This window comes from Pseudomaricurvus sp. ABR4_320 (genome assembly GCF_056159445.1).
The window spans coordinates 14,331-35,160 of sequence record NZ_JBSWVF010000007.1; the positions used below are offsets into that span (position 1 = coordinate 14,331).

General features: G+C 52.0%; 14 protein-coding genes. 10 read left to right on the forward strand and 4 right to left on the reverse strand.

Annotated elements, in window-relative coordinates:
- Positions 1-41 precede the first annotated feature (41 nt).
- Both uca and atzF read left to right on the forward strand, forming a co-directional pair.
- Entirely contained in the window at positions 42-3,743 is a 3,702-nt protein-coding gene (uca, locus tag ACXAFR_RS15290) for an urea carboxylase (protein ID WP_475178438.1), read from the forward strand.
- The gene (atzF, locus tag ACXAFR_RS15295) at positions 3,740-5,572 is read left to right on the forward strand and encodes an allophanate hydrolase (protein ID WP_475178439.1); all 1,833 of its coding nucleotides are present in this window, start codon (positions 3,740-3,742) and stop codon (positions 5,570-5,572) included. The genes uca and atzF overlap by 4 nt, the downstream gene beginning before the upstream one ends.
- 90 nt (positions 5,573-5,662) lie before the next feature.
- Here atzF and ACXAFR_RS15300 read toward each other — a convergent pair whose 3' ends face one another.
- Genes ACXAFR_RS15300 through ACXAFR_RS15310 form a run of 3 tightly spaced genes read right to left on the reverse strand, consistent with a single transcriptional unit; the run spans position 5,663 to position 11,484 of the window.
- Positions 5,663-7,045, reverse strand: a complete 1,383-nt coding sequence (locus ACXAFR_RS15300; protein WP_475178441.1) for an efflux transporter outer membrane subunit — start codon at positions 7,043-7,045, stop codon at positions 5,663-5,665.
- Positions 7,045-10,215 carry an efflux RND transporter permease subunit gene (locus ACXAFR_RS15305; RefSeq protein WP_475178442.1) on the reverse strand — a complete coding sequence of 1,057 codons (3,171 nt, stop codon included), beginning with the start codon at positions 10,213-10,215 and terminating at the stop codon, positions 7,045-7,047. Before ACXAFR_RS15305 ends, ACXAFR_RS15300 begins: the two co-directional genes overlap by 1 nt.
- A gap of 27 nt (positions 10,216-10,242) precedes the next feature.
- A complete protein-coding gene (locus tag ACXAFR_RS15310) occupies positions 10,243-11,484 on the reverse strand; it encodes an efflux RND transporter periplasmic adaptor subunit (protein ID WP_475178444.1) in 1,242 nt (413 codons plus the stop codon).
- A 527-nt stretch (positions 11,485-12,011) separates the two neighbouring features.
- On the opposite strand from ACXAFR_RS15310, the gene ACXAFR_RS15315 reads away from it, so the two are divergent.
- The 5 genes from ACXAFR_RS15315 (at position 12,012) to ACXAFR_RS15335 (ending at position 17,455) form a co-directional block, all read left to right on the forward strand.
- Positions 12,012-12,635: a TetR/AcrR family transcriptional regulator gene (locus ACXAFR_RS15315; RefSeq protein ID WP_475178445.1), complete on the forward strand. Its 624-nt coding sequence runs from the start codon at positions 12,012-12,014 to the stop codon at positions 12,633-12,635.
- A gap of 130 nt (positions 12,636-12,765) precedes the next feature.
- Positions 12,766-13,752: an AraC family transcriptional regulator gene (locus ACXAFR_RS15320; protein ID WP_475178447.1), complete on the forward strand. Its 987-nt coding sequence runs from the start codon at positions 12,766-12,768 to the stop codon at positions 13,750-13,752.
- A 418-nt stretch (positions 13,753-14,170) separates the two neighbouring features.
- Positions 14,171-15,691: a glycoside hydrolase family 5 protein gene (locus tag ACXAFR_RS15325; protein WP_475178450.1), complete on the forward strand. Its 1,521-nt coding sequence runs from the start codon at positions 14,171-14,173 to the stop codon at positions 15,689-15,691.
- Between the two features lie 217 nt (positions 15,692-15,908).
- Positions 15,909-16,610 (forward strand): P-loop NTPase family protein, encoded by a 702-nt coding sequence (locus ACXAFR_RS15330; protein WP_475178452.1) that lies wholly within the window; start codon positions 15,909-15,911, stop codon positions 16,608-16,610.
- 2 nt (positions 16,611-16,612) lie between these two features.
- Positions 16,613-17,455 (forward strand): alpha/beta fold hydrolase, encoded by an 843-nt coding sequence (locus ACXAFR_RS15335; RefSeq protein WP_475178454.1) that lies wholly within the window; start codon positions 16,613-16,615, stop codon positions 17,453-17,455.
- A 67-nt stretch (positions 17,456-17,522) separates the two neighbouring features.
- On the opposite strand, the gene ACXAFR_RS15340 is transcribed toward ACXAFR_RS15335, so the two are convergent.
- Positions 17,523-18,047 (reverse strand): hypothetical protein, encoded by a 525-nt coding sequence (locus ACXAFR_RS15340; RefSeq protein ID WP_475178456.1) that lies wholly within the window; start codon positions 18,045-18,047, stop codon positions 17,523-17,525.
- A gap of 212 nt (positions 18,048-18,259) precedes the next feature.
- Between ACXAFR_RS15340 and ACXAFR_RS15345 the strand changes: the two genes are divergently transcribed.
- The 3 genes from ACXAFR_RS15345 to minC all read left to right on the forward strand — a co-directional run bounded on the left by ACXAFR_RS15345 (position 18,260) and on the right by minC (position 20,767).
- Positions 18,260-18,889, forward strand: a complete 630-nt coding sequence (locus ACXAFR_RS15345) for a DUF4136 domain-containing protein (RefSeq protein WP_475178459.1) — start codon at positions 18,260-18,262, stop codon at positions 18,887-18,889.
- Between the two features lie 125 nt (positions 18,890-19,014).
- Complete coding sequence (locus ACXAFR_RS15350; RefSeq protein ID WP_475178461.1) at positions 19,015-19,854, forward strand: MliC family protein; 840 nt, start codon at positions 19,015-19,017, stop codon at positions 19,852-19,854.
- Between the two features lie 94 nt (positions 19,855-19,948).
- Positions 19,949-20,767, forward strand: coding sequence for a septum site-determining protein MinC (gene minC / locus ACXAFR_RS15355; RefSeq protein WP_475178463.1), 819 nt, complete (start codon positions 19,949-19,951; stop codon positions 20,765-20,767).
- Positions 20,768-20,830: the final 63 nt, after the last annotated feature.

Here is a 20,830-nt window from a genome sequence, read left to right on the forward strand (position 1 = left end):
TTGCAGGACGACCTGCACCGCGAACCACGGAGCCAGACTCAATGACTGGACTCAGCAAAGTACTGATAGCTAACCGCGGGGCAATTGCCACCCGCATTATTCGCACGCTCGATGCCATGGGCATTGAATCTGTCGCCATATACGCGGATTGCGATGCCGACAGTCTGCACGTACGTCACGCGACTCAGGCCGTGTGCCTGAATCCGGACACACCGGATCAGAATCAGGCCAGTCATACCTATCTGAACGTCGATCGGATTCTCACCATCGCAAAGGAAACCGGCGCAGAGGCGATTCATCCCGGCTACGGTTTTCTCAGCGAAAACGCGGATTTTGTTACGCGCTGTGAAGCAGAGGGGCTGGTTTTTATTGGCCCGACACCCGAGCAGATCAATGTCTTTGGTCTGAAGCATCAGGCGAGGGATCTGGCGGTAAAAAGTCAGGTGCCGTTGCTGCCCGGTTCTGATCTGCTGGCCGATCTGGAGGAAACGCGTACGGAAGCCGCGCGCATCGGCTACCCGGTCATGCTCAAATCTACCGCCGGTGGTGGTGGCATCGGAATGTCTTTGTGTCACAGCGAAAGTGAGCTGATCGATGCCTTCGAAACCGTCAAACGGCTGGGGGCCAATAACTTCGCCAACGATGGCGTCTTTCTGGAAAAATTCATCGCCCGCGCCCGGCACATTGAAGTGCAGGTGTTTGGCGATGGTAAAGGCAGTGCGCTGGCAATTGGTGAGCGGGACTGTTCCAGTCAGCGTCGCAACCAGAAGGTGGTGGAGGAATGCCCGGCACCGAATCTATCGGAAGACATTCGTCAGCAACTGCACACAACCGCGGAGCGTTTGCTGGCCAGCGTTGCCTATCGCAATGCCGGTACGGTGGAGTTTATCCTCGATGCGGATTCCGGTGAATTTTATTTTCTGGAAGTGAACACCCGCCTGCAGGTCGAGCATGGGGTTACCGAAGAGGTCTACGGTGTTGATCTGGTGAACTGGATGGTGTCTCTGGCGGGAGAATCTCGCGGAGGGGCCGCGCCGGATCTCACTTCTGAGCGGGAGCAGTTGTCTGCCCGGGGCCATGCGATTCAGGTTCGACTCTACGCCGAAGATCCTTACCGTAACTTTCAGCCAGCGGCGGATCTGCTGACGCAGGTGGATTTTTATAAAGGCGAGGCGGACGAGCGCGTGCGCGTCGATACCTGGATCGAAACCGGTATTGAGATTCCGCCCTTCTTTGATCCCATGTTGGCAAAACTGATTGTTCACAGTAACGACAGGACACAGGCGTTAGCGCTGCTGCAGAAAGTCCTGGGTGAGTCATCCATTTATGGTTGTGAAACCAATCTGGATTATTTGCGGGTGTTAACGAGTGATGCACGCTTGCAGGCGGGCGAAGTTACGACCCGTTACCTGAACGATTTTCGCTATTCGCCAGCGCGTATCGATGTGCTGGCCGGTGGAACCCAGACGACGATTCAGGATATGCCGGGGCGACGGGGTTATTGGGATGTGGGTATACCGCCTTCTGGTCCCTTTGACAGCCACTCATTTCAATTGGCGAATCGTCTACTGGGAAATGACTCTGATGCAGCGGGGTTGGAGATCACCATTCAGGGGCCGACCCTGCAATTCAGTCAGGCGACCAGAATTGTGTTGGGCGGTGCCGATATTGATGCCAGCGTCACGCGCAATCGTGATAGCAGTATGCTGTCTGTTTCACCCTGGGAAGTCATCGAGCTGGCTGCGGGAGATATTCTGACTCTTGGGCGGGTTTCGCAGCAGGGCGGCGCACGCGCCTATCTGGCCGTGGCCGGCGGCATTCAGTGTCCGGATTATCTCGGTTCCAAATCCACCTTTACCCTCGGCCAGTTTGGTGGTCATAACGGCCGTGGTTTGAGGGCAGGGGATGTGCTGCATTTGGATGCCGCTGCCGTTACTTCCTCGGCAGCCTCAGAACGTTTACCCGAAGAGCTGCGACCCGCAATCTGCTCGGCCAGTAACCCGGCTGGCAGTCAAGTCTGGGATCTGCGGGTGATCTATGGCCCGCACGGCGCGCCGGATTTTTTCACCGATAACGACGTTGAGACCTTTTTCAGTACGGATTGGGAAGTGCACTACAATTCGAGCCGCACCGGTGTACGCCTGATTGGGCCCAAGCCTGAATGGGCGCGCAAAGACGGCGGTGAAGCCGGCCTGCATCCCTCCAATCTGCACGACAACGCCTACGCGTTTGGTTCAGTGGATTTTACCGGTGATATGCCGGTGATTCTGGGGCCGGATGGTCCGTCTCTAGGCGGCTTTGTCTGTCCGGCGACGGTGATTAGCGCTGACTTGTGGAAACTGGGTCAATTGCGCGCCGGTGACAGAATCCGTTTTTTGCCGGTGGCACTGGATACCGCTGTAGCGCTAGAAAAGGCCGCGCAAGAATCCATTGCCAGTCTGACGCCCGTCTCTGTTGATGTCCCTGTCGTAGAACCGAAGACACCCATTCTGTCGAGCTTGAGTGCGGCCGAGTTTGGCGATGACATTGTTTACCGTGCCGCTGGCGATCACTTCCTGCTGGTGGAATACGGCGAGATGGCGCTGGATCTGCGCCTGCGGTTTCGCGCCCATGCATTAATGCAGTGGCTGCAGAAAAATCCGTTAGCAGGCATTCGTGAACTGACACCGGGCATTCGGTCGCTGCAGGTTCATTACGATTCACAGGTGCTTTCGGCCGCTGAGCTGATCGACTACCTGCACCGGGCTGAACGTACGCTGGCAACGCAATTAGAAGAGCTGACAGTGCCGTCGCGGATTGTTCATATTCCTCTGTCCTGGGATGACGAAGCCTGTCGTCTGGCGATTCAGAAATACGACCAGTCTGTACGGAAAAATGCGCCCTGGGCGCCGAGCAATCTGGAGTTTATTCGTCGGATCAACGGACTCGACAGCATCGAGGCGGTGAAAGACATTGTTTTCAATGCGTCCTATCTGGTGATGGGATTGGGCGATGTGTATCTCGGCGCGCCGGTAGCGACGCCGGTGGATCCCCGTCATCGACTAGTGACGACTAAATACAATCCCGCCCGAACCTGGACGGCGGAGAATTCCGTCGGTATCGGTGGTTCTTATTTATGTGTGTATGGCATGGAAGGGCCAGGCGGTTATCAGTTTGTTGGTCGTACCTTGCAGATGTGGAACCGCTATCGGAAAACGCCGGAATTCACTGAACCCTATCTGCTGCGCTTTTTTGATCAAATTCGCTTCTACGAAGTGAGCCACGAAGAGTTGCAGAAGATACGACGGGATTTTCCTCAGGGGCGCTATCCGCTGAAGATTGAAGAGGGACATTTCAGTCTGTCGGAATATCAGTCCTTTCTGGAGGAAGAGAAAGGCAGCATCGACAGCTTTATGTCCCATCGCAATCAGGCTTTTGCCGATGAACTGGCCCGCTGGCATCGCGATGGTCAGTTTAACTTTTCGGTCGAGGAGTCTGAGGTCGAAGTGACCGAAGGTGACTGGGGGGAGGAAGCCATTCTTGCGGACAGCCCGGTTTCCGGTTCTGTCTGGCAGGTCACTGTACAAGAGGGTGAATCGGTCAAAGCGGGGCAGACGCTGATGATTTTGGAATCCATGAAGATGGAAATCGCCATTCATGCACCGGCCGACGGTGTTGTATCAGATATTTTATTGCAGGCAGGCAGTCGGGTGAATCCTGGCCAGACCCTGGTCGTGTTATCCGAAGAGGTAGACGGAAAATGAGTAACGAACAGATTAAAACGATGGATATGAACATCAAGGTGCTGCAGCGCGCCTACCAAGACAATTCCCTGACGCCGCAAGCATTGATCGAAGACATTATCAAGCGCGCGGACGCGGTAAAAGACTACAACATCTTTATCACGCCTCCATCGCTGGACTGGATTCAACCCTTTCTCGATGCGCTTGCACATAAGTCGCCAGAAGACTGCCCTTTGTGGGGCGTGCCTTTTGTAATTAAGGACAATATTGATCTGGTTGGCGTTACAACGACAGCTGGCTGTCCCGAGTTTGCCTATACACCGGAAAAATCTGCATTCGCCGTCCAGGGTTTGATCGATGCTGGTGCCATTCCCGTCGGTAAAGCCAACCTGGATCAATTCGCGACCGGGTTAAATGGCACTCGATCACCTTATGGCCCCTGTCACAACAGTTTCGATTTTGATTATGTGAGCGGCGGTTCCAGTTCCGGGTCTGCGGTAGCGGTTGCTTTGGGCTTGGCGTCGTTCAGTTTGGGAACGGATACAGCGGGGTCCGGTCGTGTTCCTGCCTGTTTTAATAACTTAATCGGTCTCAAACCGAGTATTGGTCTTCTATCTGGAACGGGCATGGTTTACGCCTGTCGTAGCCTCGATTGCATTAGTATCTTTGCCTACAGCGCCGATGACGCTAACGAGGTGTTAGAGGCGGCCGCTGGTTTTGATCCGGACTACGGATACTCTCGCCAGAATCCTTACCCTAATCAAAAGCGGCAGTACGGACTGTCCGATAGCGGGTTGGTGCTGGGCGTGATTCGAGAAGATCAGTTGGCATTTTTTGGTGATGATGCCTATCAGGACGCCTATCAAAAAACATTAATGGGTTTAAAGGATGCGGGTTTCACCTTAAAGGAAATCGATTTTGCGCCTTTCCTGGAAGCGGCAAAACTACTTTATGAAGGACCCTGGGTCAGCGAGCGTTATATTGCGACACAGCCATTGGTCGATGAAAACCCGGATGCGATTTTCCCTGTGGTCAGAGATATCGTAGCGCCGGGCGGTAAACCCCCTGCAACCGATTTATTCAAATCGCAATATCGGCTGAAAGAGTTGAAGCTGGTTTGCGATGAGATACTGGCCAGTGTCGACAGCCTACTGACGCCGACCACACCGCGGCATTTTACGATTGAGGAAATGCTGGCCGAGCCCATCAAAGCCAATAGCCAACTGGGATTCTATACAAACTTTATGAATCTGTTGGATATGGCATCGATTGCGGTTCCAACACAAATGGTGACGCGAGGGGATTCTCCAATGCCCTTTGGTATTACTTTGGTGGGGCCGTGTTTGAGCGATCGCTGGTTGCTGTCTATCGCCAATCGACTGCAGCGAGTCTTTCCTCTGGCCGCCGGTCGTACCGGCTATGCTCCGACGGCCAATCAAGCAAACCCGGTTGCTAATCCTGCGACTATCGATGTATTGGTGTGTGGTGCGCATCTCGATGGGTTGCCGCTGAATTGGCAGCTTCGTGAACGTGGCGCACATTTGAAGTCGGTTACGACGACCGCTCCTGTCTATCGCATGTATGCGCTGGCGGGAGGTCCGCCGTTACGCCCTGGTTTGGTTCGGGATGAAATAGAAGGCGCTGCGATCGATGTTGAAATCTGGTCGGTTCCCGCAGAACATTTTGGCTCCTTTGTGGCGGGTATTCCTGCACCCTTGGGCATCGGCAAGGTGGAAGTTGCCGATGGATCACAGGTTAGTGGCTTTATCTGCGAACCCTGTGGAATCGCCGGTGCGGAAGAGATTACACACTTTGGTGGCTGGAAGGGGTGGTTGTCTCAAAAAAGCTAATACTCTCATGCCTTTGGTATCGACATCCGGCCTGCGCCGAGGACGGATGTCGATACCTGCACGGTGCGACTTTTGGTTAAACGGCGTCAATTACAGTAGCGTAATGGCACCACCGAAAGATTGGTAAATCGTGACCAGGCGGGAGTAAGTCTGTTGTTCCAACACGACCATCTGATCTCGACTGCGCAACAATTCTCTCTGTGCATCGAGAAAATCCAGGAACTCGCCGCTGCCGGCATCGTAGCGTTTACGGGCTATCTCTACCGCTTTCTCGCTGGCTGTGTACTGTTGTTCTGTTAGCAGTTCCTGGCGTCGACTGTAGTTGTAATTTTGCAGCGATCGCGACATATCGTTAAGCCCCTCATAGATACTTTGCTCAAATTCGGCAAGCACCATTCGAGACGACGCCTCTGCTGCGTCCATGCGAGCGTGAACCGATCCCAGATCCATCAGTTGCCATTGTAAGCTCGGCGCGACCGCCCAGCTTTCTGTTGCGGCACTTAGGGTATTGCCGGGGGAAGAGAGAAAGCCGAGAAACCCAGTGATGCTCAGATCCGGATACAGGTCTGCCGTAGCCACGCCGATGCGCGCACTGGCGGCGGCCAGTTCTCGTTCTTTACTGGCAATATCTGCCCGGTATTGGAGATAGTTTTTCCCGTCGACAATCGTGACTGGCGTGGACAGCGCCGGCAACGCCTCCTGCTGACCAAGATCCAGTGCATCGGGTGTCGTCGCCAACAGCGATGCCAAGGTTGCCAGAGCCGTTGTCAGTTCGGCATCGAAGGCGGGAATGCCGGCTTCGATTTCCCGCAGCTGCGCATCCATTCGTGCCAGCTCCAGTTCCGATTCGGTCCCTGCGTTTAGGCGAGCCTGAACAATGGCGCGACTTTGGCGCAGTATGTCGACGTTTTCCCTGGCAACGCGCAGGCGAAGCCGCATACCGCGCACGGCACCATAGGTGTCCGCGACCTGAGTGATAATGTGCAGCTGCGCATCTTGCCAGAGAAACTCTGCCTGTTGAGCGTCAGCACGAGCGGCTTCCTGGGCGCGTTGAATACGTCCAAAGAGATCGAGATCCCAACTTAGATTGGCCCCGGACTGATAGCCTCGAGACACGAGATCATCATCTGCGGGATCGAGGGAGGTGTTTTTACCCGCTTCATAGGAGGTGTCGAGCGTCCCCTTTGGAAACCTGTCATTGTTGTTGTCTCTAAATACTGCGTAGGCTCTGTCGACATTGGCTCTGGCTTGTACCAGGGTTCTGTTTTCCTGCAGTGCTCGTTCAATCAATTGATTCAACGTTGGATCATCAAATGCCTGCCACCAATTGAGCGATTGTGTCGCTTGTTCAAAATGGGTCGGTAAGGTCACCTGCCCAAGCTGGGCAGGTGCGTGATAGTCAGGCCCGACCGCGCAGGCGGTCAGCGTGCTGATGGCTGTCGCTAGTAAGGATAACCGTATACCAGATAACATCAGTGGGCTCCTTCTACATGTGTAAGGACATTTTTTGAGTGATCAAGCTTAGAGTCCCGTTTCGCCAGTAAGTAATAAAACAAAGGGGTGAGAATCAAACCAAACAAGGTCACACCAATCATTCCTGAGAAGACAGCCACGCCCATCGCCTGCCGCATTTCTGCACCGGCTCCGGTCGAATAAGCCATAGGTACAACACCCATAATAAAGGCGATTGAGGTCATCAGGATTGGCCGCAGTCGCAGACGTACAGCCCGCAAAATAGCATCCATTCTCGCCATGCCAGCGTCCTGCAGTTCCTTGGCAAATTCAACAATCAAAATCGCATTCTTGGTGGCCAGTCCCGCGAGTACGACCAACCCAATTTGCGTAAATACATTGTTATCGCCGCCGTAGATCATCACACCCGTCAACGCGGAGAGCATGGTCATGGGAATGATCAGGATAATGGCGAGCGGCAGACTTAGGCTCTCGTATTGGGCGGCCAGAACCATAAACACGAGCAGTATCACCAGCGGATAAATATAAATACCTGCATTGCCCGCCAACTCCTGCTGATAAGTCAATTCGGTCCATTCGTAGGTCATCCCGTTCGGCAAGGTATCTGCCAGAATACGTTCAATGGCCGCTTGCGCTTCTCCGCTGCTGTAGCCAGGAGCAGGGCCGCCATTAATTTCTGCCGTGGTAAATCCGTTGTAATGCATCACCCGGTCGGGACCGGCAGAGTTGGACACATGAATAAACGCACCGAGGGGAATCATGTCACCCGAGTTGTTGCGAACCTTAAGTTGGCTGATCTGCTCGGGGGTTTGCCGAAAGGCTTCGTCCGCTTGCATATTCACCTGATAGGTTCGTCCAAACTGGTTAAAGTCGTTGACATATACCGACCCCATATACGCTTGCAAGGTGGCAAACACTTCCTCCAGTGAGACAGCATGCTGTTTTGCTTTGGTGCGATCCACGTCCACATCGAGCTGTGGGACATTCACCTGATAGCTGGAAAACACACCGGTAAGCGCGGGGTCTTGAGCCGCTTTCTGGATGACTTGCATGGTGATGTTAAAGAGTTCGTCATAGCCATAGTTGGCACGATCTTCAATCTGCAATCGAAAGCCGCCAATGGTACCTAGTCCCATGACGGGTGGTGGTGGAAATATCGCGATGTAGGCATCGTCGATGGCTGCGAACTTTTGATTTAGGGTCGCTGCGATGGCTGCTGCCGACATGGACGGATCTTCCCGTTCATCAAAGTCCGTCAGAGTGGTAAACACGACACCACTGTTGGGGCTGTTGGTAAATCCGTTGATGCTTAGGCCGGGAAAAGCAATGGAGTGGGAGACCCCAGGTTGTTCTCCGGCGATGCGCGACATCTCACGAATGACGGCCTCGGTGCGATCCAGTGAAGCGGCATCGGGCAATTGCGCAAAGGCGATCAAATATTGTTTGTCTTGAGCGGGCACATAACCGGTTGGCGTGGAGGTAAACTGATAGCCGGTAAGGGCGAGCAGTCCGACATACACCAGCCCCGTTAACGCACCAAAGCGAATGACTTTTTTCACCAGAAAACCGTAGCCGTGAGAAAGCCAGGCAAAAAATCGGTTAAACGGTGCGAATAGCCAGCGACCGAACAGGGTATCGATTGCTCTAGTCAGCCAATCTTTAGGCTGATGGCGCCCCTTAAGTAACAACGCTGATAGCGCTGGGCTAAGCGTCAGCGAATTGATCGCAGAAATAAACGTTGAAATGGTAATGGTCAGAGCGAATTGCTTGTAAAACTGGCCAGTCAACCCGGACATAAACGCTGTGGGGATAAATACCGCTGCCAATACCAGTGTTGTCGCTACGATGGGGCCGGTGACTTCGCGCATCGCTTTGCGGGTGGCGTCGTAAGGGGAAAGACCATCCTCGATATTACGTTCGACATTTTCCACCACGACAATCGCATCATCGACGACAATGCCAATGGCCAGTACCAGTCCAAACAGGGACAAAGCGTTGAGGGAAAACCCCATGAGATGCATAAATGCAAAGGTGCCAACCAGCGAGACAGGAACGGCGACCAGAGGAATAATGGACGCTCGCCAGGTCTGCAGAAACAGAACCACGACCACCACCACTAGCATCAAAGCTTCGAGCAAGGTTTTGACGACGGCTTTGATGGATCCACGTACGAATACAGTTGGATCGTAAACGATCTTGTAGTCGAGTCCTTCGGGGAAATTCTGCGACAGTTCCGCCATGCGAGCGCGGACATCGTTGGAAATTTGGATCGCATTTGATCCTGGCGCCTGGAAAATGGGAATGGCGACGGCTTCTTTGTTATCCAAGAGTGAGCGCAATGCGTAGGTAGATGCACCGAGTTCAACGCGAGCAATATCTTTCAGCCGAGTAATTTCACCGTTTTCGCCAACTTGGACGATGATGTTTTCAAATTCTTCGACCTGTTCGAGGCGACCTTTGACGTTGATCAGCAGCTGAAAATCTGATTCGCCACTCGGCTGGGCACCCAGACTTCCCGCGGCAGCCTGCTGGTTTTGTTCGCGTATGGCTGCAATCACATCCGTGGGGGAAAGATTGAGTGAGGCTACCTTGTTGGGATCCAGCCATACCCGCATGCTGTATTCGCCAGCACCGAAGAGACGAACCGAGCCGACTCCTTCTATTCGGGCCAGCTCATCCTTCACATTTAAGGTGGCGTAGTTGGACAGATATAGCATGTCGTAGCGGTTATCTGGCGAGGTCAGATGCACGACCATGGTCAAATCGGGTGACGATTTTTCCGTGGTTACACCGAGTCGCTGCACTTCCTCGGGGAGCCGTGGAAGTGCGCGATCTACGCGACTCTGTACCTGTGTCTGCGCAAGATCCACGTCGGTGCCGATGGCAAACGTCACCGTCAACGTCATTAGTCCGTCTGAGGTTGCCTGGGAGGACATGTACAACATGTCTTCAACGCCGTTGATTTCCTGTTCGAGGGGCGAGGCGACGGTTTCCGCGATAACTTTGGGATTGGCGCCAGGATAATTCGCCGTAACGACGACCGTCGGAGGCACCACTTCCGGGTATTCGGTGATCGGTAGTCGCCAGACAGCAATCGCACCTACGATGAAAAATAACAGCGACAATACGGCGGCAAAAATGGGTCGCTTAATAAAATATTGGGATAGCATGCTAAGTCCTTTGTGGAAACACCTGACTTAACCGCGAGCGTCTGACAGTGTCAGTTCGCGGTTGAGTTCAGCGCTGTCTCTATCGAGTTTTTCCTGTTCGGTGTGAATGGAAACCAGTGTGTCATCCACCGTCATGGGTTTGATTTGAGGGTCGATTTGCATGGTTGGACGCACCCGTTGCAGTCCGGCGGTAACGATCAGATCACCGGGAGAGAGGCCTTGGGTTATGACTCTCAAACCGTGTACTTGCTCTCCGAGAGCAACCGGCCGGTACTGAAGCGTATTCTCAGAATCCACCACCAGCACATACTTGTTATTTAAGTCGGTGCCTATCGCTTTGTTGTCGATCAGAATGCCTTGATGAGGGTCGCTACTGGTCAACCGAATTCGCGCGAACAGCCCCGGAATCAGTTGATGGTTGGAATTGTCAAATCTGGCTCTGACACGAATGGTTCCCGTCTGGCGATCGATTTGGTTATCGACAAAATCAATGCGGCCTTGAAATGGATAGTCACTGCCATCGACAAGCCCCATGTAAACTGGCGTTGAAGAATCTCGTGTGTCAGCACGCTGTCCTTCTTCCGCCAGGCGGTTGTAACGGAGATAGGTTTGTTCATCGAGATCAAAATAGGCGTACATGGCTTCGGTGGAAACCACTCGCGTCAGCTCGGTTTGACCTGCGGTGACGAAATTTCCTTCCGTTATTTGCGCATAGGAAACGCGGCCATCAATGGGGGCGGTGACTTCAGTGTAAGTGACATCTAATTCTGCACGGGCGAGTTCCGCTTGCACAGAAGCCAGTTGTGCAGAGGTCTGTTGTTTCTGAGTGAGTCGATTGTCCAGGGTTTCTTTGGAGATGGCCCGTTGTTCAGCCAGCTGCACAGCTCGATCATAATCCTGGCTCGCCAAACGAGCAGCGGCAGTGGCATCTTGCAAGTCTCCTTTCAGTCGCTGAACTTCCGTGTCGAAAGGCGTCGAGTCGATGCTGAAGAGGATGTCACCTTTTTTGACATAGGAGCCTTCTTGGAAACGAACACGTTCAATGTAGCCTGAGACTCTTGGCATCAATCGGACGGTTTCTGGCGCCTGTAGACGACCGGTAAATTCATCCCATTCTGTAAAACGTTCGTGCAGAACTTCTGCCACAGTCACTGCCGGCAAAGCGGCGGCGGCCGCCTCAGAGTTGGCTTGTTGGTCACCACAGCCGGCCAGAAAGCTTGTCGAGGCGATGGCGAGGGCAAGGGCGTACTTTTTCATTGGCTTTTGCATGAGTTGAATCTCCTTGTTCATGCAGTGCAGATTTTGGCATTAAAAATGTTGGCGGAGGCGCTGGGATAGCGCTCATAGTTAATTTTGTACCGAACGGTAAGAATATGCTTGAATCCGCTCGCTTGCAATAAATATGTACCGTTCGGTAAATATTCTTTACAATGATCTTTGTCAGCTTGGGAAGCTAACGGGATGGCCACGTATTTCTGATGACGTCAGTGACGGAATTCGTTTTTGAGTTAATGGAAAATGTAATGGCGTGATATTGCAGTGTTGACCTGGTCAGCGAACGCTCATGGTTTCGCGTCCAGCCAGTGAGGTAAATAGTAGTGGGCTGCAACCGCTCTGTGAATGTCAAATGCTGATGAAAACTTGCCTAAAACTACATGATGGTAAAGTTAACGAGGGCAAGAGTGGGGCGATTCTTGTAATCATGTGTATTATGCGAACCATTGTTATGGGATAGAATAAAAAACATTGCTTCCACCTTCGTTATGGACGTTGGTGTTTTTCAGAGGATTCAAAAGATGTCTAAAGTTATGCGCTCCACAGCCGTCGGCAGACCTCGGGGTTTTGATAAAGAAGAGGCATTGGCCAAGGCGCTCGAGGTTTTTTGGCGCAAGGGATATGACGGTGCGTCGCTGTCGGATTTAACCGAAGCGATGGGGATTAACAAGCCAAGTCTTTATTCTGCCTTTGGCAATAAAGATCAACTGTTTCTAAAGGCCATAGAAGCCTATGAAAGTCGGCCTTGCTCGTTCTTCTATCCGGCGCTTGAAGAACCGACGGCTTTTCAGGTGATAAAGTCGATGTTGTATGGTGCTGCTGACAATTTTGCCGCCAAAGATCAGCCCCACGGATGCATCATTGTGCAGGGGGCTCTTTCCTGCAGTGAAACAGCGCAATCGGTGAAGGAAGCATTGATCGAGCGGCGCATGGAAGGCGAATTGCAGCTTCGTGCGCGTTTAATGAATGCTCAGAAAGATGGAGACATTGATTCTAGTGTCGATATCTCGACCCTTGCCCGTTATGTGGGAACGGTATTGCAGGGCATGGCTATTCAGGCAACAAATGGTGCCACGACAGATGACTTACGGGCCGTCGCGGACCTTACGCTAGCAAACCTGCCAGGAGTATCTTCTGGCGTATGAGGTCGGACTCTGCCTTAAACTCCAGAAAACTTGCACGATCCTCCAGGCGATGAGTTGTCGTCTGGTCGGGGATGATAGGCCCCGCATATACTGAAACGATGACTGATGGATGATCTCTGAGGGAATGACAATGACGCTATACGAACCGATCAATCCCAGGGAAAAAGGCAATGCCTACAGCTTGCCAGCTTCGGATTACGAAATGATGCAGGCGCTCCGTTATCAGATGATCGTCCAGCTGAAGAACCGATTGACGAAAACCGACAGCGTGGCTGATTCTCGTTTGGGATTGAACATCTTTCGGGCAGATGAGCCGACCGAAAAAACACCTGGGGTGTATGACCCCATCGTTTGCATTCTTCTGCAAGGGGAAAAACAAATCAGCGTCGGCACGGATGTGATGAATTATCAGGAGATGCAGTTTTTACTGGTTCCCGTCACTTTACCCGCCAGTGGGCGGGTGATTTCAGCAACCTCTGAATCACCTTATTTAGGGATGGGGTTTGCGATCGATTTAAAGGTGCTTTCAGAATTGGTGATCGAAATGGGGGCTGCCTTGCCGCCTGTTTCTTGCCAGTCGGCGGGTGTGGCTATCAGCGATATTGATTATCCTCTGATGTCTGCCTTTGGACGGCTCCTTCGTCTGCTTGATCACCCGGAAGATGTCGATGTGATTCTGCCGTTGTTAAAGCGAGAGATTCTCTATCGGTTGCTGATCAGCGATATTGGAGCCCAGCTGAGAAATTTCACCTCTCTTGATACACAGGCTCATCGGATCGCGAAGGTCATCGACCAGTTGCGTCAAAAATATAATGAAACCCTGCGCGTGAAAGATCTGGCGGAAATGGTGCATATGAGTGAATCCGCTCTGTATCAAGGGTTTAAATCCATGACGGCAATGACGCCGCTGCAATTTCAAAAGCAGCTGCGCTTGAATGAAGCTCGTCGGATTATGCTGTTCGATGGTGCAGAAGTGTCCACAGCCAGCTATCGGGTCGGCTATGAAAGCCCATCGCAATTCAGTCGTGAATACAGTCGCTTATTCGGTGCCTCGCCGAAGGCCGATATTTCGCGATTTAAAAAATCCGGTCAAATTGAAAGCCGCCCTGACGTATAGATTTTCTGGGAGCATTTTCTGGCAAGTCAGGCTGGTGATATCTCTGACTCATTGTGGATCTCTTTTTTAATTGATGGGTCTAAGGTGGGGGTCATTAAATGGAACCTCTGCGCGCTGGTCGGCCTATTGCGTCGTAAGGCTTTTTTGTGTCCCTGTCGCCAATTTCACATGTTGAAAAATGCGACAAGGTTCCTATCCGACAAATCATTGGATTGGATATAGTACTCCCATGCAAAGGAGACGCGTGGCAGGGGATGCTTTCTAACTGAATGGGGCTTGTTGACCCCGAGCGGTGTGGTAATCAGTGGTTCCTTAGCTCTTCATTCGTCGTCTGACGTTAAGCACGTTGTTTTCCGCAAAATCATCCGCTGTATCTTCTAAGATTGCGATTTCCGAAATTTGAATCTGACTTTCCGCAATGCCTCGTAAAATCAAAACACCTCTGTTTTTTATTGTTAAACACCTAATTTGCCTGTTCATGATGGCTCTTGTTCTCTCCGGATGTGGTGCTTCTGGATCGGGCGCGTCGTCTGAAGGTGACGACGAAACCAATTCCTCCATCTCTTCGGCAGATGTCGATCTGACCTCCGTGGCAAGCGATGGCTCCGAAGAGGTTAATGGGGATCAGCCGGATGATGGTGCGAACACCTCCGACGAGCAGAGCGATGAGGAGCGGGCAACCGACGCATCCGCGGCGAGCGATTTAAACACGGTTGACGGTGATACGTCGGATTTGACCGTTGACACCGACACCGATTCTGGCATGAGCCTGCTTAGCACGCATGGTACGTCGATTGTGGATGAGAGTGGTCAGGCGATCCAGCTCAAAGGTTTCAATCTGGGTGGCTGGTTTGTTTTGGAAAACTATATGGCGCCGGTGGACGCGAGCGATGAACCCGCGACAGACAGCTATTCGGTTATGGCGAAGCTTAACGAGCGTTTTGGGGTAGAGACCCAACGCGCCTTGATGAAGGTCTATCAAGAAACCGGGATAACCGCATCCGATATCGAAACCATCGCTGCGGCGGGGTTCAACGTGGTGAGAATTCCTCTTTGGTGGGGGCAGTTTTTTGATCTGGACAACGCGAGCATTAGCGGCTTTCGCTCTGATGGTTTTGATGTGTTGGATAGGATTGTTGAGGCCTGTCGGGATAACGGCGTCTATGTGATTCTTGATTTGCACGGTGCGATTGGCGGGCAAAGTCTGCATTTTCATACGGGGCAAGCAGATAGCAATACACTTTGGAGCGATTCCCAAGCGCAATCGATGACGGCTTGGCTCTGGTGGCAAATCGCCAATCACTACAAGGGTAATAAGACCATCGCCGGGTTTGATCTGCTCAACGAGCCGGATGTACGTACCACGAGTCGAAGCTGGACAGCGGCAGATACCGAGCAAGTCTGGGAAATCAACGATCGCTTTTACCGCGCGGTTAGAGATGCCGATGCTGAGCGAATGATTATAATCGAAGGCACATTCGGGAATTGGAACTGGAATCAGCTACCAGACCCTGCGGACTATGGTTGGACCAATGTTGTCTATGAAATGCATGAGTACCAATGGGATAGCAATGGCGGTACTTCGACAGACATTGCCACGATAAAGGCAGGCATTGATAAACAGGTGGCAGATTTTGAAAATCATGCTGGTTGGAATGTGCCTGGCTACATTGGCGAATTCAATGTCTTTAACGGCGGGGCGGAGGCCTGGCAATATGCCATTCAGGCTTATAATCGCGCAGGACTGAGTTGGTCGATGTGGTCGTATAAAGCCGTGAATGGCGTAGCCCCGAACTTTTGGGGATGGTACGACCCTTACTACTGGCCTCAACGTCCAAATTTGGACACTGATATTGCCAGTGAGGTAGAGCGGAAGTGGCGTCTCTGGTCCACGACAGACACCTTCGATTTGAATACAGCGTTGGGTATCACTCCGTAGCAGATTTCGTCAGACGTCGTTGATGACTGCTAAAGGGGTTCTAGCGTTTTTGCCCCCACATGGGTGGCTGACGTGAAGTCGCCATCTTCCAACGTTCTGTTCACCAGCGCGTAAAACCAAAGATAGATTTTATTCTCGCCGGAAAATACGACACAATTCTCCCCCTTACAGACCGTCGGTACGTTCGATGCCGACTATTGCGATGGAGAAGCGTGAGATGAGCAGCATTCACTTAGTGGGTGGCGAGAAAGGTGGTATCGGAAAATCTGTCCTCGCCAGGGTACTGGCGCAATACTATATCGATAAAAAAATTCCCTTCTTGGCGTTTGATGGTGACCTTTCCCATGGAGCGCTGATGCGCTATTACCCAGAGTTCTCTCAGCCAGTCGACATTCGCGACTTTGAAAGTGCCGACCGGATCGTTGAAGAGGCCGCTGAGTCTGGCTCCCATGTCATCGTAGATTTACCTGCACAGTCGTCGTCAACCATTGATCGCTGGATGGAAGAGAGCGGTTTGGTGGCTCTGTGCGAAGAGATTGGTATCAGCTTAACCATGTGGCATCTGTTGGATGATGGTACGGATTCTGTTCGCCTGTTGGAAAAAACGCTCGAGACTTATGGCGAAGGCCCGGCGTATGTGCTGGTACGCAACCATGGTCGTGGAAGTGACTTTAGCTTCTTCGACGAATCTAAAGCCAGAAAACAGGCGGAAAGCGCCGGAGCGAAAATCGTTGATCTGCCCGGTTTGCACGCGGGCGCTATGCGAAAAATCGACCGTATTGGCGCCAGCTTATGGGCTGCCGCAAACAACAAGAATGTCGAATTGGGGCCGACGCTGGGTTTACTGGAACGGCAGCGGGTACGTGTTTGGCTAAATAATGCGTATAAAGCGCTGGATAGTGTGATAGACGGACGTTGACATTGAATCGTCTCAGTATTCGGCAGCGGATGATCGATCGGATCGACACCGACCTGGTCAGCGCTGAGATCATTTGCGGTGGTATCAGAACAGCTTATTTGAGTGCTGGCACAGGACATCCGCTGATATTGCTCCACGGTGCTGGCGCCGGTGCCGTGACTTGGTATCCCGCCATTGCAGATTTGGCTCGGCATTTTTGTGTGATTGCGCCAGATATTGTTGGTTATGGAGAGACTGATAAACCGGATGGAGACTATGATCGAGCGTTTTTTACGCAGTGGTTGCGAGGTTTTATCGATGCCATGGCGCTGTCGACATGTCATCTGGCGGGCATATCTCAAGGTGGCGCGATTGCGATGCAGTACGCCATCGACTGCCCGGAAAGGGTCGATCGATTGGCAGTAATTAATGCAGGTGGTTTCGGTGCGAAGGCATCTGTGGCCTCTCTTGTGGCCATGATTGCGATGCACGCGTTTCCGTCCCGGTTGGCGAATCGTGCCTATGCACCTTTCATACTGACAAAACCTGCGCGGCGGCATCCCGACCATGCGGACTATTCCCTTGCCGTGTTAAAAAGCGACGGAGGAAAGAAAGCGTTTCAACAGGGAAGGGGTGCTGCGGTCGCTGCGTTTTCCGATGACAGTCTTAGGCAGATTAAACAAGAAACACTGATTTTATGGGGAGAAAATGATCGGTTGTTTCCGGTTGAAGCTGGAAAAAGGGCTTCGACACGGATTCCAAATGCGCAATTTTTGAGTATTCCCGATGCCGGCCATTTATGTTTGATGGAGCAACCAGAGACCTTCAATGAGAAAATGACGTCATTTTTCCTAGGCGCTCTCTAAGCTGCATTCGTGAAAAACGACATGGGCAGGCGCGATGCCTGCCCCGAAAGTCTTGCTGTCGCCGAGGTTACTCGGTGACTTCCTGCTTAACCGCTGCTTTTTTCGCTGCGACTTTGCGTTTTGCCGTGGTCTTTTTGGCCGAGACGGTGGACTTCATTTCTTTGGTCGCGTCTTTAAAAATTTTCATGCTGTCGCTGAGCTTTTCAGAGCCCGCTTTCATCATGTCATCCATTTTGCTTTTCTGCTTGCTGGCGCCGGTTTTAACCGCACTGGAGCCTTCCTCAAACAGGGTTTTGAAATCTGACGCTGTTTTGGAAACCTCAGATTTGGTCGTGGTGACTAAACCTTCACCTGAGCCTTTCATTTTGGAAAACATTTCTTTGTTGGCCGCGATACGATCATCAAACACTTTTTTGTTGATGGCGTAGGCTTCTTTCATTACACCAAACATTTCAGAGTAGTATGACTTGATAGGACTTGTGTAGTCGGAGGTTGCGCTATCCGCTTTTTCAGTGAATTTTTTGAAGGAATCTTCAACGGTTTTAGACATATCACCGACACCGGTGAACAACTTGCTGGAATAGGTGGCCATAGAGCACATCTCCTTTCTATTAGAACGAAATAATTTCACGCTTTATAATGGGCAAATTAGGTAAAAAAACTAGAAATTGCATACTAAACTTGATGGGTATAATCTTTCGAATGGTAGAAATGAGTGCCAACAGGCGTGTTACCGTGCCGTCGGGGGCGAATCTGTGGAACTGGCCGCCATCCCTTTCCTCCTTCCTTCAGGAGCCGTGTCCTTTGTCTGAGAAAGTTACGTGGTGGATGAGTAAGAATGTCATTTTTGTACTGATGGTGCTGGCAACAGGTTGCGTTACCAGTAGTGCAAAAATTAACCAGGAAGCTGCCACCTATTCGGCTGTTTCTGTTGCCCATGCGGATTTTATGCCTCGTGAAGGGCAAACATTCGCCTGGTATCAAAAACCTCTGTTGGAAAATTCAGCATTGCCCGCATCCGCTGATTTTCAGTCGCAACTGATGGCGTTGGTCGAAGCCCAACTGGAGCAGAAAGGGTATCGAATGGTGAGCGAACAATCCGCAGCGGATTACGTTATTGGTGCAGCGATTGTCAGTCCATCGGCGCCGGCAAACGAGCGCCTGAAAAATTTTTTCAAATTGTTTCCCATGCAGCAGAGCCGTTCAGGAGATTTACCTGAAGCAATTGCCTATGTGGGGGTGATATCACCAGCCAGCGTTGCCGCCCTCGGATCTAATGAGAAAACCCGCGATTTATTATGGCGCTCCTCCTTGGAAACTCAGGTGTTGGGCGATAAGCTCTCGCCGGAAGAGCGCAATGGGCGGCTCGAAATGCTGTGCGGTAAATTATTCAAGCGATTTCCGCCCGGATTGGCGGAAGAAGGAAGCCAATAGTCGCGATCTTTTAAGAGGTAAAAGGCGGTTTGTCGGTACATCAATGATAAGATTGCCAGCCGCCATTACCGTGTTGTTTGCTTGTCTTCGTTTGTCGTGACGGGCCTCCTGAATTAGGAATATTAATGATTTACAGGTTCGTCCTGCTTTCGATTATGCTGTCTTTACTCGCTGGTTGTGCTTCTCAAGAGGATGCGTCAGCAGTCAATATACGCGATGCCGTTGTGGAAACGGAGCTTTCTCAGGCCGGTTACGATGAAAACAGTTGGGAGCGTTTGATTCCCAAAACCTGTCAGGAATTTTATGACGGTTGTAATTTTTGCCGTCGCAGCGGCAGGAGTGTGGCGTGTATTCGCCGCAGCTGCTCAAAATACGAGCGACCTGAGTGTCTTGATCGGGTCAGTGGCGCCGCGGCCATTGATGACATGATCAGTAGAGATCAAGCGCAAGCCGAACCGGATGACGTGACGGACGAGGACCCGCCGCAACCGCTATCTAATGAAGCGGCGACAGCGCCCACTGCGAAGACAGAGAGTGGAGTGGTTGAGCCTCCTCCGGCGCCAGTATCTGTCGACCAGTTGCCGGCGATGGGGGCAGCTCGAATAAACGTGGACGAATCTGTGGCAACGAAACCTGTACAGCCGTTGTCGAATCGGGAGCCGGGCGTGCCAACAGATGTTATTCTCCCCAAAACGATAAAGTATCTTTGTGCGGAAAATGAACGCTTTGCTGTTAGTTTGCACGCCTACATCCTCGAAGATCAAAAGCTGCTATTGAGTGATGAGCAGGCCGTCTTGAGAGATTACCAAACTCGACGGGCTGAACTGCTGTTGCGCGAACCCAGTGCTTCGGGCAGCAAATATGCAAGTCAGTCGCTGACCTATTGGTCCAAAGGCGAAGAAGCGTCACTCGAAAAAGATGGCAAGGTATTGTACAAGGGCTGCCGAGAAGTTGCTGACTGGTAAAAGTATCAGGACGCATGGCTTAGGCACATTAAACAACGTTTCCGCCAGTCTTTATATGGCGGGTATCAAGCAATCCAGGTAGATCAGGGAGCCTATGAGCACAGTCAAACAAAAGAATACCGTCGCAGACGCGTCATCAGGTTTTCGGTTGCGAGGGGGACTTTATCCACTGACGTTGCTGGAAATCAGCGCCTATGATCGGGATTCCTTTGAGGCTTTTTTGCAGCAAAAAACGGCCGAGGCACCAGCGTTTTTTCGCCATACGCCGATTCTGTTAAGTCTGGAAGGGAGAGCAGATTTAGCGGTGCCTTTAGCGGATGTGGTCGCTTTGGCGCGCAGTTATCATATGATCCCGATCGCCTTGCGTGGCGGTAGTCAAGCTCAACAGGAAGACGCGCTGGCCGCCGGTTTGGCGTTGATGCCAGAGTCGCGTAATCGCGATACGTCTGGTGCTCGTGACCTTGGCTCCGCCGATGCTGCAGCTCGCGAAGTTGTTGCGCAATCCCTTGAAAAAGCTGCTGAAGCCGTCGCTCAAGAGGCCGCGGAGGCGGCCGCACCACTGCCGATTACCAATGGGGGTAATCCAAATAAGGTGGTGAGTATTCCCATTCGCTCCGGTCAACAGGTATATGCTGCCGGAGGTGATCTTATTGTTCTGTCATCCGTATCCCCTGGGGCCGAGGTATTGGCCGATGGCAACATCCACATCTATGGTGCCCTGCGAGGGCGAGCACTGGCCGGTGTGAGAGGGGACAAGAACGCCCGTATTTTTTGCCACAGTTTGGAGGCAGAACTGATTTCTATCGCCGGGGACTTTAAAGTAGCAGAGGATCTCCGCGGCGAACACTGGAAGCGTTCAGTACAGATCGAACTGGACGACACAAAGCTGTCGATACAAGATCTAACCAAGTAATTTTTTTGCAAGTGGCCTATCTGCAGCAAGTTTTTTACATAAATATAAGCATTTTTGTGCTCG

Coding starts and splice junctions, on each gene's coding strand:
- ACXAFR_RS15310 (WP_475178444.1), bottom strand. CDS start 11,484: ATGCAAAAGCCAATGAAAAAGTACGCCCTTGCCCTCGCCATCGCCTCG.
- ACXAFR_RS15320 (WP_475178447.1), top strand. CDS start 12,766: ATGACGCTATACGAACCGATCAATCCCAGGGAAAAAGGCAATGCCTAC.
- ACXAFR_RS15330 (WP_475178452.1), top strand. CDS start 15,909: ATGAGCAGCATTCACTTAGTGGGTGGCGAGAAAGGTGGTATCGGAAAA.
- uca (WP_475178438.1), top strand. CDS start 42: ATGACTGGACTCAGCAAAGTACTGATAGCTAACCGCGGGGCAATTGCC.
- ACXAFR_RS15350 (WP_475178461.1), top strand. CDS start 19,015: ATGATTTACAGGTTCGTCCTGCTTTCGATTATGCTGTCTTTACTCGCT.
- ACXAFR_RS15340 (WP_475178456.1), bottom strand. CDS start 18,047: ATGGCCACCTATTCCAGCAAGTTGTTCACCGGTGTCGGTGATATGTCT.
- minC (WP_475178463.1), top strand. CDS start 19,949: ATGAGCACAGTCAAACAAAAGAATACCGTCGCAGACGCGTCATCAGGT.
- ACXAFR_RS15305 (WP_475178442.1), bottom strand. CDS start 10,215: ATGCTATCCCAATATTTTATTAAGCGACCCATTTTTGCCGCCGTATTG.
- atzF (WP_475178439.1), top strand. CDS start 3,740: ATGAGTAACGAACAGATTAAAACGATGGATATGAACATCAAGGTGCTG.
- ACXAFR_RS15300 (WP_475178441.1), bottom strand. CDS start 7,045: ATGTTATCTGGTATACGGTTATCCTTACTAGCGACAGCCATCAGCACG.
- ACXAFR_RS15315 (WP_475178445.1), top strand. CDS start 12,012: ATGTCTAAAGTTATGCGCTCCACAGCCGTCGGCAGACCTCGGGGTTTT.
- ACXAFR_RS15325 (WP_475178450.1), top strand. CDS start 14,171: ATGCCTCGTAAAATCAAAACACCTCTGTTTTTTATTGTTAAACACCTA.